The 15,622-nt window shown below is 40.3% G+C and carries 10 protein-coding genes and 2 pseudogenes; 7 read left to right on the plus strand and 5 right to left on the minus strand.

From position 1 onward, the window contains the following. Window positions 1-46: 46 nt before the first annotated feature. From infA to trxB, 5 genes are all read right to left on the minus strand, one after another. Window positions 47-265 (minus strand): translation initiation factor IF-1, encoded by a 219-nt coding sequence (gene infA / locus EHE21_RS06185; RefSeq protein ID WP_004244560.1) that lies wholly within the window; start codon window positions 263-265, stop codon window positions 47-49. 339 nt (window positions 266-604) lie between these two features. Next, window positions 605-1,297: a leucyl/phenylalanyl-tRNA--protein transferase gene (gene aat / locus EHE21_RS06190; RefSeq protein ID WP_088493311.1), complete on the minus strand. Its 693-nt coding sequence runs from the start codon at window positions 1,295-1,297 to the stop codon at window positions 605-607. A 1-nt stretch (window position 1,298) separates the two neighbouring features. Then, on the minus strand, window positions 1,299-3,050 hold the full coding sequence (gene cydC, locus EHE21_RS06195; RefSeq protein ID WP_194952138.1) for a heme ABC transporter ATP-binding protein/permease CydC: 1,752 nt from the start codon (window positions 3,048-3,050) through the stop codon (window positions 1,299-1,301). A gap of 2 nt (window positions 3,051-3,052) precedes the next feature. Continuing rightward, window positions 3,053-4,822, minus strand: coding sequence for a heme ABC transporter permease/ATP-binding protein CydD (gene cydD, locus EHE21_RS06200; protein WP_194952139.1), 1,770 nt, complete (start codon window positions 4,820-4,822; stop codon window positions 3,053-3,055). Window positions 4,823-4,962: 140 nt separating this feature from the next. Further along, window positions 4,963-5,922 carry a thioredoxin-disulfide reductase gene (trxB, locus tag EHE21_RS06205; protein ID WP_194952140.1) on the minus strand — a complete coding sequence of 320 codons (960 nt, stop codon included), beginning with the start codon at window positions 5,920-5,922 and terminating at the stop codon, window positions 4,963-4,965. Between the two features lie 544 nt (window positions 5,923-6,466). On the opposite strand from trxB, the gene lrp reads away from it, so the two are divergent. The 7 genes and pseudogenes from lrp (at window position 6,467) to EHE21_RS06235 (ending at window position 15,621) form a co-directional block, all read left to right on the plus strand. Next, window positions 6,467-6,961 (plus strand): leucine-responsive transcriptional regulator Lrp, encoded by a 495-nt coding sequence (gene lrp, locus EHE21_RS06210; RefSeq protein WP_004244566.1) that lies wholly within the window; start codon window positions 6,467-6,469, stop codon window positions 6,959-6,961. Window positions 6,962-7,204: 243 nt separating this feature from the next. Next, a pseudogene (locus EHE21_RS19030) lies at window positions 7,205-7,606 on the plus strand (DNA translocase FtsK 4TM domain-containing protein); the annotation flags it as partial. A gap of 666 nt (window positions 7,607-8,272) precedes the next feature. Next, a pseudogene (locus EHE21_RS06215) lies at window positions 8,273-10,843 on the plus strand (DNA translocase FtsK); the annotation flags it as partial. A 113-nt stretch (window positions 10,844-10,956) separates the two neighbouring features. Continuing rightward, window positions 10,957-11,565, plus strand: a complete 609-nt coding sequence (lolA, locus tag EHE21_RS06220; protein ID WP_088493306.1) for an outer membrane lipoprotein chaperone LolA — start codon at window positions 10,957-10,959, stop codon at window positions 11,563-11,565. 7 nt (window positions 11,566-11,572) lie between these two features. Then, window positions 11,573-12,922, plus strand: a complete 1,350-nt coding sequence (locus EHE21_RS06225; RefSeq protein ID WP_088493305.1) for a replication-associated recombination protein A — start codon at window positions 11,573-11,575, stop codon at window positions 12,920-12,922. Window positions 12,923-13,040: 118 nt separating this feature from the next. Beyond that, on the plus strand, window positions 13,041-14,330 hold the full coding sequence (serS, locus tag EHE21_RS06230; protein ID WP_098943743.1) for a serine--tRNA ligase: 1,290 nt from the start codon (window positions 13,041-13,043) through the stop codon (window positions 14,328-14,330). A gap of 259 nt (window positions 14,331-14,589) precedes the next feature. After that, entirely contained in the window at window positions 14,590-15,621 is a 1,032-nt protein-coding gene (locus EHE21_RS06235; protein ID WP_228766738.1) for a methionine ABC transporter ATP-binding protein, read from the plus strand. Window position 15,622: the final 1 nt, after the last annotated feature.

A 15,622-nucleotide genomic window follows, 5' to 3' on the forward strand; every position in this document is an offset into this window, starting at 1 on the left:
TTTTTTCACCCGTTATATGACAATAACGGGAGAGAACAGATTGGGATCAACGGCTACGGAAGATGATACGGCCTTTGCTCAGGTCATATGGGGTCAGCTCAACGGTAACCTTGTCGCCTGTCAGGATACGAATATAGTTTTTACGCATTTTTCCTGAGATATGAGCGGTAACGACGTGTCCGTTTTCTAATTCTACGCGGAACATCGTGTTTGGCAGAGTATCCAGTACAGTGCCTTGCATTTCAATGTTGTCTTCTTTGGCCATCTAATCCTCTAAGTTTTAATAACCATATTTTTTAAACGGCAAGATAATGCCGAAAATATTGTCCTATGTAAAGGAATGTTATTGGATAGCAATGGTGTTCACCTTGCTATTGCACTTAACATCCTTACCGCAACTTGCGTTTTACTTTGCTAAAGTAAAAGTAATAACAGAAGTCGTAATTCTTTATTTTGTGGTATTTGTAGCAATAAAAAAACAGCACCCCAACCACATAATGGGTGTGTAAGATAAAATTTTTGTATAAACCTTTTTGCATAAATAACAGAATATCATTCTTAATTCTGTCTTAAATAAGAAGGGCTTTACAAAAACAAGCAGTGATTATAATTCCAACGATTGCTGATACCAACACTTTTTATCAATAATCACTTTTTTCCAACGAGATAACGCAACTAAATAATGTTCACGTGAGATCTCAGAGGCACCTAACGAGGCAGTATGAGAGTTTAGCACCTGACAATCAAATAGTTGACCCCCATAACGAAGAAAATGGTTATAAAAAGCAATAAAGGCACATTTAGAAGCGTTATCTCTGCGACTAAACATCGATTCACCACAAAAAACTGCACCGATATTGACTCCGTATAAACCACCTACGAGTTCATCGCCTTCCCAAACCTCAACAGAATGAGCTTCACCTTGTTGATGGAGAGCTTCATAACCTGCTTTTATATCAGGACCTATCCATGTTCCTTCTTCACGTACAGAACACGCCTCAATTACTGAAGCAAAGGCATGATTGAGTGTGATTTTATAAGGCTGGTGGCGAATAAATTTACGTAAACTACGCCCAATATGCAAATCACCAGCGGGTAAAACGGCTCTTGGATCGGGTGACCACCATAGTGGTTCTTCATTAGGGAAGTACCAAGGAAAAATACCCGATTGATACGCAACACGTAATCGCGAAAGGGAGATTTCTCCCCCTATCGCTAATAAGCCGTTGGGCTCTTTTAAAGCTAAATGAGGCTCAGGAAAATCCAAATCACAATCATCTAATTGAAACAACGGCATATTATGCCTCGTGAGTTGGTGTTAATAGAGCCTGTCTTTGATGAAATTTAGCATAATGCCCCTGTTGTTGTAACAACGAAGCATGAGTGCCTGTTTCAACGATTTTTCCGCCATCCATAACGCAGATTTTATCCATTTTATCTAAACCGTGAAGTCTGTGAGTTATCATTAATACAGCTTTACCTTGGCAATGCTGATGCAAGAGTGCAAGGATCTGCTGTTCTGTATCGGCGTCAAGGCCTTCTGTTGGCTCATCAAGCAATACAAGAGGTGCATTGTGGAGTAGGGCTCTTGCAAGTCCTAAACGTCGCTGCTCGCCACCAGAGAGCTGTCTACCACCATCGCCCATCCATGCATTTAAGCCTTCATCATTTTCAAGTAGTTGCCCAAGACCAACCTGCTGAAGAACATGTTTTAATTCTTCATCTGTTGCCTGTTCTTTTGCCATCAATAGATTTTCTCTTAATGTGTGGCTAAAGACATGAACACGTTGAGGAACAACGGACATCATTGAACGTAATGTTGCTTCATCATAATCAGCAATAGGTAAATTATTTAAGCGGATAGTGCCGTGAGTCGGATCAAAAGCGCGATTAATCAACTGCAATAATGTCGATTTACCACAACCCGTTTTTCCTAGTAAGGCAATGTGTTGTCCTGCTTCAATCGTTAAATCTACGTGATTGATGACTTGCATTGGTTGGGTTGGATAAGTAAAGCAAATATTGTGCATTGTAAGCGTGGCACTATTGTTTGTTTCGCCCCCTTTTTCAGGAAAAGTGACATCAGGTTTTTGCTCAATTAAATGAGTAATACGTGTTGCTGATGTCATTACTTGTCCTAAATGCTGGAAAGCGACAGTAACAGGGGCTAAAGCCTCAAAGGCTGCCAATGCACAAAATGTAAATAAGGCAATTAACGCTTCAGGCATAAAGCTATTGTCGATACCGCCAGCGGCTAACCACAAAATTAATGTTGCTGTTAGCCCTGATGCAAGGATCATCAATGATTGCGATAAACCAGTTAAATTTGCCTGTTGTGCTTGTCTGTGTAGCCATTTAGCTTCAAGTTGCGCTAAATTTTGTCTAAAGCGAGGTAATGCGCCAAAAACAGTTAGCTCAGCTTGTCCTTGTAACATGCTAGTTAACACGGTGCGATATTGACCTCGTAAATCAGTAAGATCACGACCAATAGGTTTACCCGCATAATAGAATACGAAAGGTAAAACAATCAGCAAGGTAAGCATAATGCCACCTAGCGTATTGGCTAAACGCGCATCAATTAAACCAAGGCCAAATATAATTGCCATAATGACAACAAAAGCGGCAATGATAGGAGAGATAACGCGAATATAGAGATGATCTAGCGTTTCAACATCAGCAACTAAGCGATTAAGCAACTCACCTTGACGAAAACGTGCAATTCCGCCCGGTGAAAGAGGGAGGATCTTTTTAAAGGTGAATACACGTAAGTGCGACAACACGCGAAACGTAGCGTCATGGCTGACAAGCCTTTCAAAATAACGACCCGCAGTACGAAAAATTGCCGCACCTCGAACACCAGCCGCAGGTAGCATATAGTTAAAGCTATAAATACCGGCAAAACCAGCAAGAGATGTACCCGCTAAAAACCAGCCTGATAGTGTTAAAAGACCAATACTCGCCAGTAAAGTCAGAATAGCAAGAATAATCCCCAGCAATAACATAAACCAGTGACGGCGATAGAGCGCAAGAAAAGGAAGCAATACTCTCATGATTAAAGTTCCTCTTTACGATGAGCAAGAAGGCGAGCAAAAGTGCCATTCTGTTGGCTTAACGATGCATAAGTGCCTGTTTCAATAATTTGACCTTTTTCCATCACCCAAATTTGGTCATAACCTAAAGTCTCTTCAAGTAGATGAGTAATAAGCAAGGTCGTTTGATTTAATGAGGCGTTATTAAGCGCATGCATCACACGTTGTTCGCTATGAGAATCAAGGCTTGCTGCGGGTTCATCTAATAACAAAAATTGACAAGGTGATAATAAAGCTCGAGCAACAGCAACACGTTGAGCCTGACCAACAGAAAGGCGTGCGGCACTATCGCCAATAATTGTATTTAAGCCGTCAGGTAATTCATTAATAAAATCGCTGACATAGGCTTTTTCAATGGCAAGATTGATTTGTTCATCGCTGGCATTAGGATTGCTTAAGCGAATATTATCCAGCAAGGTTTGTTCTGGTAAATTAGGATTTTGGCCAACCCAGCTTAAACATTGACGCCAAGCTTCAGGCGAGAGCTGTGTTAATTCAATACCATTAACTTTTAATGAGCCACGATAAGGTAAAAAACCGAGTAACGCATTTAATAACGAGCTTTTGCCTGCACCACTTTGACCCACAATCGCAATACGCTGATTGGGGTTAATGGTAAAGTTTAATGGTCCTGCTAGTTTGACACCTTGATGAGATAGAATTTCTAGCTCATGAGCTGTTATCTCAATACTGTCTGCTGTGTTGATACGCTCATTGCCTGTGAATTGCGGTTTTTCACCTTCAGCTTCTAAAAATTCAACCAGAGACTCAGCCGCACCAATCGCTTGTGCTTTTGCATGATAGTAAGTTCCTAAATCACGCAACGGTTGGAAAAATTCAGGGGCTAAGATCAACGCTAAAAAGCCTGAGAAAAGAGTGACGCCTAAACCATAACTACCAAAATTAAGTTCGCCTAAGTAAGAAAAACCAAAGTAAACCGCCACAACTGCGATGGAAACAGCGGTAAAGAATTCCAATACACCTGATGAAAGGAAGGCCATTCTTAGCACTTCCATTGTTCGTTTACGGAAATCTTCTGTTGCTTCAGTAATCTGTTTAACTTCTGCATTACCACGGTTAAATAACCGTAATGTATCTAATCCTCTTAATCTATCGAGGAAGTTACCACTTAAACGACCTAATGCGAGGAAGTTTCTACGGTTAGCATCTGCTGCACCTAATCCAACTAATGCCATAAATAGCGGGATCAGTGGAGCCGTGAAGAATAGGATCAAGCCAGCAGCCCAGTTAACAGGGAAGATGGTGATAAGGATAAGAATAGGCACAATAGTGGAAAGATACATTTGCGGAATATAACGCGCATAGTAATCTTGCATATCTTCTATTTGTTCTAGAATAATTGTTGCCCAACTTCCTGCGGGTTTGCCTTTAACCCAAACAGGGCCTAGCTCTTCAAGTCTATCAAGAACAATTTTACGAATTTGTTGCCTGACCGCCATACCACAGCGATAACCTACACGCTCTCGTATTGCCATCACCACAGCGCGTAAGATAAAAATACCAATAAGGGTGAGAAAGGTAGGTATATGCGTATCACGACTTAGACTGTCCATGATAAATGCTTGAAGTAAAACAGCTAATAACCATGCTTGCGCAATAATTAATAAACCGCTTACAACACCTAGGATCATTGATAGCCGTAGCCATCTACGGGCTGGAGCACTTTGCTGTTTCAGCCATCGAACCAATTCACTTTGTTTAGTTTTATCCATAAGAAAAGATTCAAATCTGCAGGTGAGATACAAAGTATCAGAAAGGCCAAGGGTAAGTAGTTATACGCTTTGGCAACCAGACTGTATGTTACATGGTAAAAGGCGCTACTGAAATAGCGCCTTGAAAGGAAGTGATGATTTTAGTTGGATTTTAGTGCGTCTAAGTAACGTTCTGCATCTAAAGCAGCCATACAACCTGTGCCAGCGGAGGTAATTGCTTGACGATAAATGTGATCTATTACGTCACCAGCTGCAAAAACACCCTCGATAGAGGTTTGTGTTGCATTACCTTGAGTACCTGATTGTACTTTGATGTAACCGTTGTCTAATTCTAATTGACCATCAAAAATAGCGGTATTAGGGCTATGTCCAATCGCAATAAAGACGCCCATAACATCTAATTCTTCGGTTTTATCACTCTTAGTGTCTTTTAAGCGAACTTTCGTTACACCCATATCGTCGCCAAGAACTTCGTCTAAGGTACGATCAGTATGCAAAATAATATTGCCACTGTTTACTTTATCCATTAAACGGTTAATTAAGATCTTTTCAGAACGGAAAGAATCACGACGGTGGATCAGATGAACTTCAGATGCAATATTAGCTAAATAAAGAGCTTCTTCTACCGCGGTATTTCCGCCACCGACAACAGCGACTTTTTGGTTACGATAGAAAAATCCGTCACAGGTTGCACAAGCAGAAACGCCTCGGCCTTTAAAAGATTCTTCTGAAGGTAAACCGATATAGCGTGCAGAAGCACCTGTTGCGATAATTAATGCGTCACAAGTATATTCTTGTTCATCACCAAATAGGCGGAATGGGCGGTTTTTCAGATCGACTTTATTAATATGGTCAGAGATAATCTCTGTATTAAATTTTTCAGCGTGCTGAAACATGCGGTCCATTAAGCCAGGACCTGTTAGCCCCTCAGGGTCTCCGGGCCAGTTTTCGACTTCTGTTGTTGTTGTCAGCTGACCGCCTTTTTCAACACCCGTAATCAGTACTGGTTCTAAGTTTGCTCTTGCAGCATAAACGGCGGCGGTATAACCCGCAGGGCCTGAACCTAAAATAATAAGTTTGCTATGTTTGATGGTGCTCATGTATACCTCATTTCTGATTAGGCGTGATGCGAATTGAGGGATTGTAGGAGAAATAAGACGTTAAAAAAAGCCAATGACGAGAAATAGACATAATATTTTAGCTATTTTAGCAATAGTTAATACTAATATAGTTTAATAATTATAGAGTTATATTGGGCTAACATCATCGAATTAACCTGAAACATTTTGCTTTACAATTGATGTTTATCTTGCGTATATAGAGAATAACATAGCGCCTTGTTCTGATTTTTACTCATTTGCTTTGACAATCCGCTGTACATTTGCGAAAACATGATTGTTAAAGATAATTATCCTCGGATGTTATACGTAATATTTTTTAGACAGACAGGGTATAGGATAGTTACTTTACGATATTTGCTAATGAGTATTTGGATAAAATAGAACTTTTATCTGGCATTAAAAGAAAATAGATTGGTAGTTTGCTCTGACCGTTTGATACCGAAGTTTCGACAGTGATGCTGATGGTGTACAGGTATGGGTATAGGAAAATAAAGTAAGAGAAAAAGAGAAAGAGAGTATAGAGATGATTGATAATAAAAAACGTCCGGGTAAAGATCTTGATAGAATAGACCGGAATATTCTAAATGAGCTTCAAAAAGATGGTCGTATTTCAAACGTTGAGCTATCTAAACGTGTAGGTTTATCACCAACGCCTTGTTTAGAGCGTGTACGTCGTTTAGAGCGCCAAGGATTTATTTCTGGTTATACAGCACTGTTAAACCCACATTACTTAGATGCATCATTATTAGTATTTGTGGAAATCACACTAAACCGTGGTGCACCAGATGTTTTTGAACAATTCAATATGGCTGTTCAGAAACTTGAAGAAATCCAAGAATGTCATTTAGTTTCTGGTGATTTTGACTATCTGTTGAAAACTCGTGTACCTGATATGTCCGCTTACCGTAAATTACTAGGTGAAACACTGTTACGTCTTCCAGGTGTTAATGACACACGTACATACGTGGTTATGGAAGAAGTTAAACAAAGCAACCGCCTTGTAATTAAAACTCGCTAAGCCAACTTAATAGGTTGGTGCAAAGCAGGAAAAAGTTAGGTACACTCCTGTTTATGCATACAGTTTCAACGCTGGGATATCTCAGCGTTGTTCCGTTTTAATTCACCCTAAGTTAAACCTGGAGAGCCCTCTTTGAGCCAGGAATATACAGAAGATAAAAATATTCGTTTAACAAAGATAAGCAACCGTCGCCGTATTTGGGAGGCTATTCTCATCCTTATCGGCATTGGCGCTGTCTTTTTAATGGTTTCATTACTTAGCTTTCATCCCTCTGATCCTAGCTGGTCACAAACCACTTGGAATGAGCCTATCCAGAATTTAGGCGGCAGTATCGGAGCATGGTTAGCTGATATTCTATTTTCTGCATTTGGTTTACTTGCCTATGCAATTCCTGTCGTCGTGGTTTTTGGGTGCTGGAATTCTCTACGCTACCAACAAAACCGTGAATATACCGACTTCTTTTCCCTTGCACTTCGCACGATTGGTGCCTTGGCTCTGATCTTTACCTCTTGTGCATTAGCTGATCTTAATTTTGATGATATCTATAATTTCAGCTCTGGTGGTGTAATTGGAAGCTTGTTTAGCAAAGCTCTATTGCCGTGGTTTAATGTTTTAGGTGCTACTCTTGCCCTGTTATCTGTTTGGGCAATTGGCTTTACTCTGTTTACTGGTTGGTCTTGGTTAACAATCACAGAAAAAATTGGTGCCGTTATTTTGGGAGGTGTTGGTTTTATTACCAACAGAGGCCAAAATGAAGCTGATTACGAAGATGAAGAAGAGGAAGATGACACTCAAGATGTTGCTACAGAAATCGCTGAAAATTCAAATCAAAAAGAAAATCAGCAATCTGAATTAGCAACAGAAGAGAGCGATGATATTCTATTTTCTGCACCTTCAGCGCTTGAACTTGCTCGTCAGCAAGAGATAGACACGTTGCAATCTAAAGCAGAACAAGAAGATGATTTGCCATCTTTCTCTGCAACAAATGATATAGCAGATGAACATGCACAAACATTGACGCAAACAGCTCCTCTTGTATCAGCACCAGTTTCGCAACCAACTCATACAGAAGAACCAGAACATTATCGTTTTGATATTCCAGAAGCATTCTTGAAAAAAGAAGCTCAATCAGAAGCCAATGCTTCTCAACATTCTACTGATCCCTCAATACCAGAAGAGAGTACACCTTCTATAATGCCATATGTTGAAAATGAACCTATGGCACAGCCATCGTCCTTATCAACATCAACAGATAGTTTTATGCCTGCTGGCAGAGCGGAACCTACATTCTCGCTAGTACCTGATACAGATTCTTTAACGCAAGCAGCGACGGTGGCAGCAGGCGTGGCAACGAGTGCTCTTGTTAGTCATGGCTCTCAAGTTAAACAAGGATTAGGCCCTGAATTACCACGCCCAAATCCAGTGCGATTACCAACACGTCGTGAGCTTTATGGTATTCATATTCCTTCACAACGCGAAGCTGAATTACGTCGTCGTGAAGAAGCTGTTCAATCTGAACCTGAAGATGAGCTAGCTGATATTCAAGAACAAGCGAATTTTGAACAAGAGTTGCGCCAGCAATTTCTCGAACAGCAACGTGAACGTTATGGTGAGAACGATAGTACCGATCCTGAAGATATTATTGAGCCTCATCAGCCAAGTATCACATCACCAATATCTTCATTTAGTCATCAACAAGATGATTATCGTGATGAGCCAACAGTTACCGCGAATACATTCTCTTCCACAGAAGAGAATAACAACGAAATTGATGAAGATGAGCAATATCAGCAACAGTTGGCAGCACAATTTAAACAACAATTACAGGATCGTTATGGTGATGATGTTTCGTTAGATGATGATGAAGATGAGGTTTTACCTCAACTGTCAACACCAGCACCTTCATTACAAGCAACAACGGGTTATCAGCCTCATATTCAACATTCGTTTGCCTCACAATCAGCGCAACCTACACAAACTATTGAGAAAAAAGTTGAATACCCAGCCAGCAATGCATTTTTACAAATTTCACCTCGAGATGAAGAAGAGGAAGAGTACAGCCCTAAAATTGAGCTAGAAAGAGAGCTGACCGCATTAGAGGCGTTCTCACCAATTGATGATCTATTGGATGAAGATCCGATAGAGCCAGTATTTACACCAATTGTTTCTGAACCTGTTACACCACAAGCTGCACCTCAATCACGTATTGAGCCACAGCCTAATATGGCGCAGCATTTTGCACAGCAACAGCAACAGCAACAGCAACAGCAACAGCAACAGCAACAGCAACAGCAACAGCAACAGCAACAGCAACAGCAACAGCAACAGCAACAGCAACAGCAATCTTTAATTCACCCATTGTTGATGCGTAATGATAGGCCGTTGCAAAAGCCAACAACACCAATGCCTTCTCTGGATTTATTAACAACGCCGCCAGTAGAAGATGAGCCTGTTGATATGTTTGAGCTTGAGCGTATTGGTAAACTTATTGAAGCGCGTCTTAATGATTATCGTGTTAAAGCCAAGGTTGTTGGTATTTCACCGGGGCCTGTTATCACTCGTTTTGAACTTGAACTTGCTCCGGGTGTAAAAGCCGCTCGTATTTCAAATTTATCCCGCGACTTAGCGCGTTCATTGTCTGCTATTGCGGTACGTATTGTTGAAGTTATTCCGGGGAAACCTTATGTAGGACTCGAATTACCTAACAAAAAACGTCAAACCGTATATATGCGTGAATTGTTGGATAGCGATGCATTTAGAGATAGCCGTTCTCCATTAACCGTTGTTTTAGGTAAAGATATTGGCGGTCAGCCAGTTGTTGCCAATCTGGCTAAAATGCCTCACTTACTTGTTGCTGGTACAACAGGCTCAGGTAAATCTGTTGGTGTGAATGCGATGATCATCAGTATTCTCTATAAAGCGAAACCAGAAGATGTTCGCTTTATTATGATTGACCCTAAAATGCTTGAGCTTTCAGTTTATGAAGGTATTCCACATCTTCTAACCGAAGTTGTTACTGATATGAAAGATGCCGCAAGTGCTCTGCGTTGGAGTGTGGCTGAAATGGAACGTCGTTATAAACTAATGTCAGCATTAGGTGTACGTAATCTTGCAGGTTATAACGAAAAAATTAAAGAAGCTGAAGCAATGGCGCGTCCTATTCCTGATCCATTCTGGAAACCAAGCGACAGTATGGCAACAGAAATGCCAACGTTAGGAAAAGAACCTTATATTGTTGTTGTCGTTGATGAATTTGCTGATTTGATGATGACGGCGGGTAAAAAAGTTGAAGAGCTGATTGCTCGCTTAGCACAAAAAGCGCGAGCCGCAGGTATTCACCTTGTTCTAGCTACGCAAAGGCCTTCTGTTGATATTATTACAGGCTTAATTAAAGCCAATATTCCGAGCCGTATCGCATTTACTGTATCGAGTAAAATCGACTCTCGAACTATTTTAGACCAAGGTGGTGCAGAGTCATTACTAGGTATGGGTGATATGCTTTATGCACCGAATGGTTTTGTGCCTGAACGTGTTCACGGTGCTTTTGTTAGTGATGATGAAGTCCATGCCGTGGCAACTGACTGGAAAGCTCGAGGTCGTCCTCAATATATTGAAGCCATCACAAAATGTGGCGAAGAAGGTGAAGGTAATAGTGGCGGTGGATATGATGATGGTGAAGAGCTTGATCCGTTATTTGACCAAGCCGTAGAATTTGTGGTTGAAAAACAACGTGTTTCTATTTCTGGTGTACAACGCCAATTTAGAATTGGTTATAACCGCGCGGCAAGAATTGTGGAACAGATGGAAATGCAAGGTATTGTGAGTGCGCCAAACCACAACAATACACGTGATGTACTTTCACCACCACCTTCAGATATGTAATATCTTGAAAACACAGTTATCAGCTAATGAGATAGCATGATAATCTGCATAACATCATCAATAATTTACACGCCGACATTATGTCGGCGTTATCTCATGCCGAGGCTTGTAGAATGAAAAAAGTATTATTTGCAGTGTGTGCGATGACATTAATAAGTAGCCAAGCCGCTTGGGCTGATGCACGTCAGGATTTGCAACAACGATTAAATAAAGTAAATAGTTTTCAAGCGAACTTTAGTCAAACCGTGACCAGCAATGAAGGCTCACTTATCCAAAAAGGGGAAGGAAGTTTAAAAGTACAACGCCCTGATTTGTTTAATTGGCAAATGACAGCACCGGATGAGAGTACACTTATCTCTGATGGCAAAACATTGTGGTTTTACAATCCTTTTGTCGAGCAAGTCACTGCGACTTGGCTTGAGCGTTCTACAACCAATACGCCTTTTATGCTGATCGCTCGTAATGACAGCAAAGAGTGGCAAAATTATGACGTAAAACAGTCAGGTGACCGTTTTGAGTTAACCCCTAAAGTAGAAAATAACTTAAAACATTTCACGATAACTGTATTACCTAACGGACAAATTCAGCAATTTGCGGCCACAGAACAAGACGGTCAAGTAAGCAATTATCAATTGACTGCACAGACTGCTGCGCCAATCGATGCTTCCGCGTTTCGTTTTACACCTCCTGCGGGTGTGACTGTGGATGACCAACGTCAGTGAGGATGTTTTGAGTAATTTATCACTCGATTTTTCACGCAATGAGTTCCAACCTTTAGCCGCAAGAATGCGGCCTGAAACGTTGGAACAATATATCGGACAAACGCATTTACTTGCTGAAGGTAAGCCATTACCTCGAGCAATTAAAGCGGGACAATTGCATTCCATGATCTTATGGGGACCTCCTGGCACGGGTAAAACCACCCTTGCCGAGATCATTGGTCGCTATGCGCAAGCCGATATAGAACGCTTATCTGCGGTGACATCGGGTATTAAAGAAATCAGAGAATCTATTGAAATTGCGCGCCAAAATCGCAATGCAGGGCGTAGAACGATCCTGTTTGTTGATGAAGTTCACCGCTTTAATAAGAGTCAACAAGATGCATTTTTGCCTCATATTGAAGACGGTACGATCACTTTTATTGGTGCAACAACAGAAAATCCCTCTTTTGAATTAAATTCCGCGTTGCTATCCAGAGCAAGAGTTTATCTATTACGTTCATTAACCGAAGCTGATATTGAGCAAGTGCTACAACAAGCGCTAGACGATCCAGAACGAGGTTTAGGCGGACGCAATATTATCCTGCCAGATGATACACGCAAAATGATTGCACAACTGGTTAATGGTGATGCCCGTCGTTCACTAAATTTGCTTGAAATGATGGCGGATATTGCCGAGGTTGATAATCAAGGAAAACGAGTATTAACGCCGGCATTACTGACAGAAATCAGTGGTGAGCGTAGTGCTCGTTTTGATAATAAAGGTGATCGCTTTTACGATCTTATCTCTGCATTACATAAGTCAGTAAGGGGATCTGCACCTGATGCCGCTCTTTATTGGTATGCACGGATCATAACTGCAGGCGGTGATCCGCTTTATGTGGCTCGTCGTTTATTGGCGATTGCGTCAGAAGATGTGGGGAATGCCGATCCTCGCGCCATGCAAGTGGCAATTGCTGCGTGGGATTGCTTTACTCGTGTTGGTCCCGCAGAAGGTGAGCGCGCTATTGCTCAAGCAATTGTGTATCTGGCTTGCGCACCAAAAAGTAATGCTGTTTATACTGCATTTAAAGCAGCCATTGCTGATGCCAAAAGCAAGCCTGATTATGATGTACCTGAGCATTTGCGTAATGCACCAACAAAATTAATGAAAGAAATGGGACTGGGTGCTGAATATCGTTATGCTCATGATGAGCCTAATGCTTACGCGGCTGGAGAGGTCTATTTCCCTAAAGAAATGGCAAATACGCAGTACTATTACCCAGTAAAAAGAGGGTTAGAGATCAAGGTTGCAGAGAAATTAGACTGGCTTTCTCAACAAGATCAAAATAGTGTTACAAAACGCTATCGCAAAATGTAAAGATGCGGTAAGGTTATTAAATTATCATTAATTTCTTAACTATGCCTTGTCTCAGATATCTTTTTTATAAGATAGGAGAGAAGGTTTTTATTAATCTATCAATAAGCACAGGATAAGCATGCTCGATCCAAATCTACTGCGTAATGAGCTAGACGCGGTCGCCGAAAAACTGGCTCGCAGGGGGTTCACCCTCGATGTGGAAAAAATCCGTCAACAAGAAGAACGCCGTAAGGTGTTACAGGTTGAAACTGAATCCCTGCAAGCAGAACGTAATTCTCGATCGAAGTCCATTGGTGCGGCAAAAGCGCGTGGTGAAGATATTGAGCCACTTCGTCAAGAAGTTAACCTGTTAGGTGAAAAACTTGAAGCTGCAAAAGCCGAACTTGAAGTGCTTCAAGCGGAAATTCGTGATTACGTTTTAACTATTCCAAACATGCCAGATGATGCTGTTCCAAATGGCAAAGATGACAGCGAAAACGTGGAAGTTTCTCGTTGGGGCACTCCAAAGACTTATGATTTTGAATTAAAAGATCATGTGACTTTAGGTGAACTAACAGATGGTTTAGATTTTGCTTCTGCGGTGAAAATCACCGGTTCACGTTTTGTTGTGATGAAAGGTCAAATTGCACGTTTACATCGTGCTATCGCACAATTTATGCTGAATCTGCATACAGAAGAGCACGGCTACCAAGAAATGTATGTTCCTTACTTGGTTAACCATGCAACTCTGTACGGTACAGGTCAGTTACCTAAATTTAGTGAAGACTTATTCCACACTAAACCGTTAGAAGAAGAAGCAGAAAGCCAATACGCGCTTATTCCAACAGCGGAAGTACCTGTGACAAATATGGTAAGAGACGTCATTCTTGAAGAAGACGATCTACCATTGCGAATGACTGCGCATACGCCTTGCTTCCGTTCAGAAGCGGGTTCTTATGGTCGTGATACTCGTGGTCTTATTCGTATGCACCAATTTGATAAAGTTGAACTGGTTCAAATCGTTCATCCTGAAAAATCAATGGAAGCATTAGAAGAGCTAACAGGTCACGCTGAGAAAGTGCTGCAATTACTGAATCTACCATATCGTAAAGTTGTGCTTTGCACTGGTGATATCGGTTTTGGCGCTCGTAAAACCTATGACTTAGAAGTATGGGTTCCGGCTCAAAATACTTACCGTGAAATTTCTTCATGCTCTAACTGTTGGGATTTCCAATCACGTCGTATGCAAGCTCGTTTCCGTTCTAAAGGCGACAAGAAAATCCAACTTGTTCATACCTTAAATGGCTCTGGCTTAGCAGTAGGTCGTACTTTAGTTGCAATTATGGAAAACTATCAAATGGCTGATGGCCGTATTGAAATTCCAGAAGTGTTACGTCCATACATGAACGGTTTAGAATATATCGGTTAATTATTCTCTAATTAATTGAGTATTAATAATTTAACCCTCTGCTTAGGCAGGGGGTTTTTTATGATCTGCAATAAATATATATCACCATTAATTTATCTTATATTGGCGATTAAATTTATAAAATAAATTATTTTCAAAGTAAAAATTCAATAATAGAAGCAATAGAAATAATTTAATTCTAAGGTATACCATTTTTGTTTATCGCATTTTCATTCCCTGCTTGACAATTCCTCTCATTAACATTAATTTGGATTTCTAGATGTTTAGCCGTCTAGATTTCCATTTAATAAGTGAGTTGATTAAAATGATAACACTAAAAAATGTCAGCAAAATTTACCAGCGAGGGAAAAAGCAAACTGTTGCTGTTGATGATATTAATTTGAATATTGAGCAGGGAGATATCTTTGGCATCATTGGTTATAGCGGTGCTGGAAAAAGTAGCTTAATTCGTTTATTGAATCGCTTAGAGCCTGTAACAAAAGGGGAAGTGATTGTTGGTAAATACAATATTACCACCAGTAGTGAACGTGAGATCCGTAAAATCCGTCACTCAATTGGTATGATCTTTCAACATTTCAATTTGCTGTGGTCACGCACTGTTAGAGAGAATATTGAATTCCCGCTCGAAATTTCAGGGTTAGATAAAAAACAACGTTTTCAACGTGCGAGCGAATTAATGGAGTTAGTTGGGCTTGCTGATAAAGCAGATGAATATCCATCAACATTAAGTGGTGGACAAAAGCAACGTGTTGGTATTGCTAGAGCGCTGGCAAATAACCCTGATGTTTTATTATGTGATGAAGCAACATCTGCATTAGATCCAAAAACAACACAAACAATTTTAGCTCTGCTCGCTGAAATTAATAAAAAGATGAATATTACGATTGTGTTGATCACACATGAAATGCAAGTTGTAAAAGCGATATGCAATAAAGTAGCCGTTATTGAGCAAGGAAAAATAATTGAACAAGGTGAAGTAGTAAAAATCTTTAACCAGCCAAAACATAAAGTGACACAACAGTTTTTATCACAATCAATCCATGTAGCAGATAACAGTGATGATATTGATAATATAAAGCAGCAAAGCACAATAATAAAACTGTTACTGCAAGAGGGTAAAAAATATGACTATTTACTTTATGATTTAATTTCTAAATTTAATGAACCTGTTAATTTAATAAAAGGTAGTTTTTCACAAGAGAATGGGTTCATTTATTTACAGTTAAATAATAAATCGGATGAAATCATCCAATATCTTGAGAATAATAAATTTGATATAGCGGTCGTGTGAT

The sequence above is a fragment of the Proteus sp. GOKU genome, from assembly GCF_015475555.1.
GTDB classification, from domain to species: domain Bacteria; phylum Pseudomonadota; class Gammaproteobacteria; order Enterobacterales; family Enterobacteriaceae; genus Proteus; species Proteus mirabilis_B.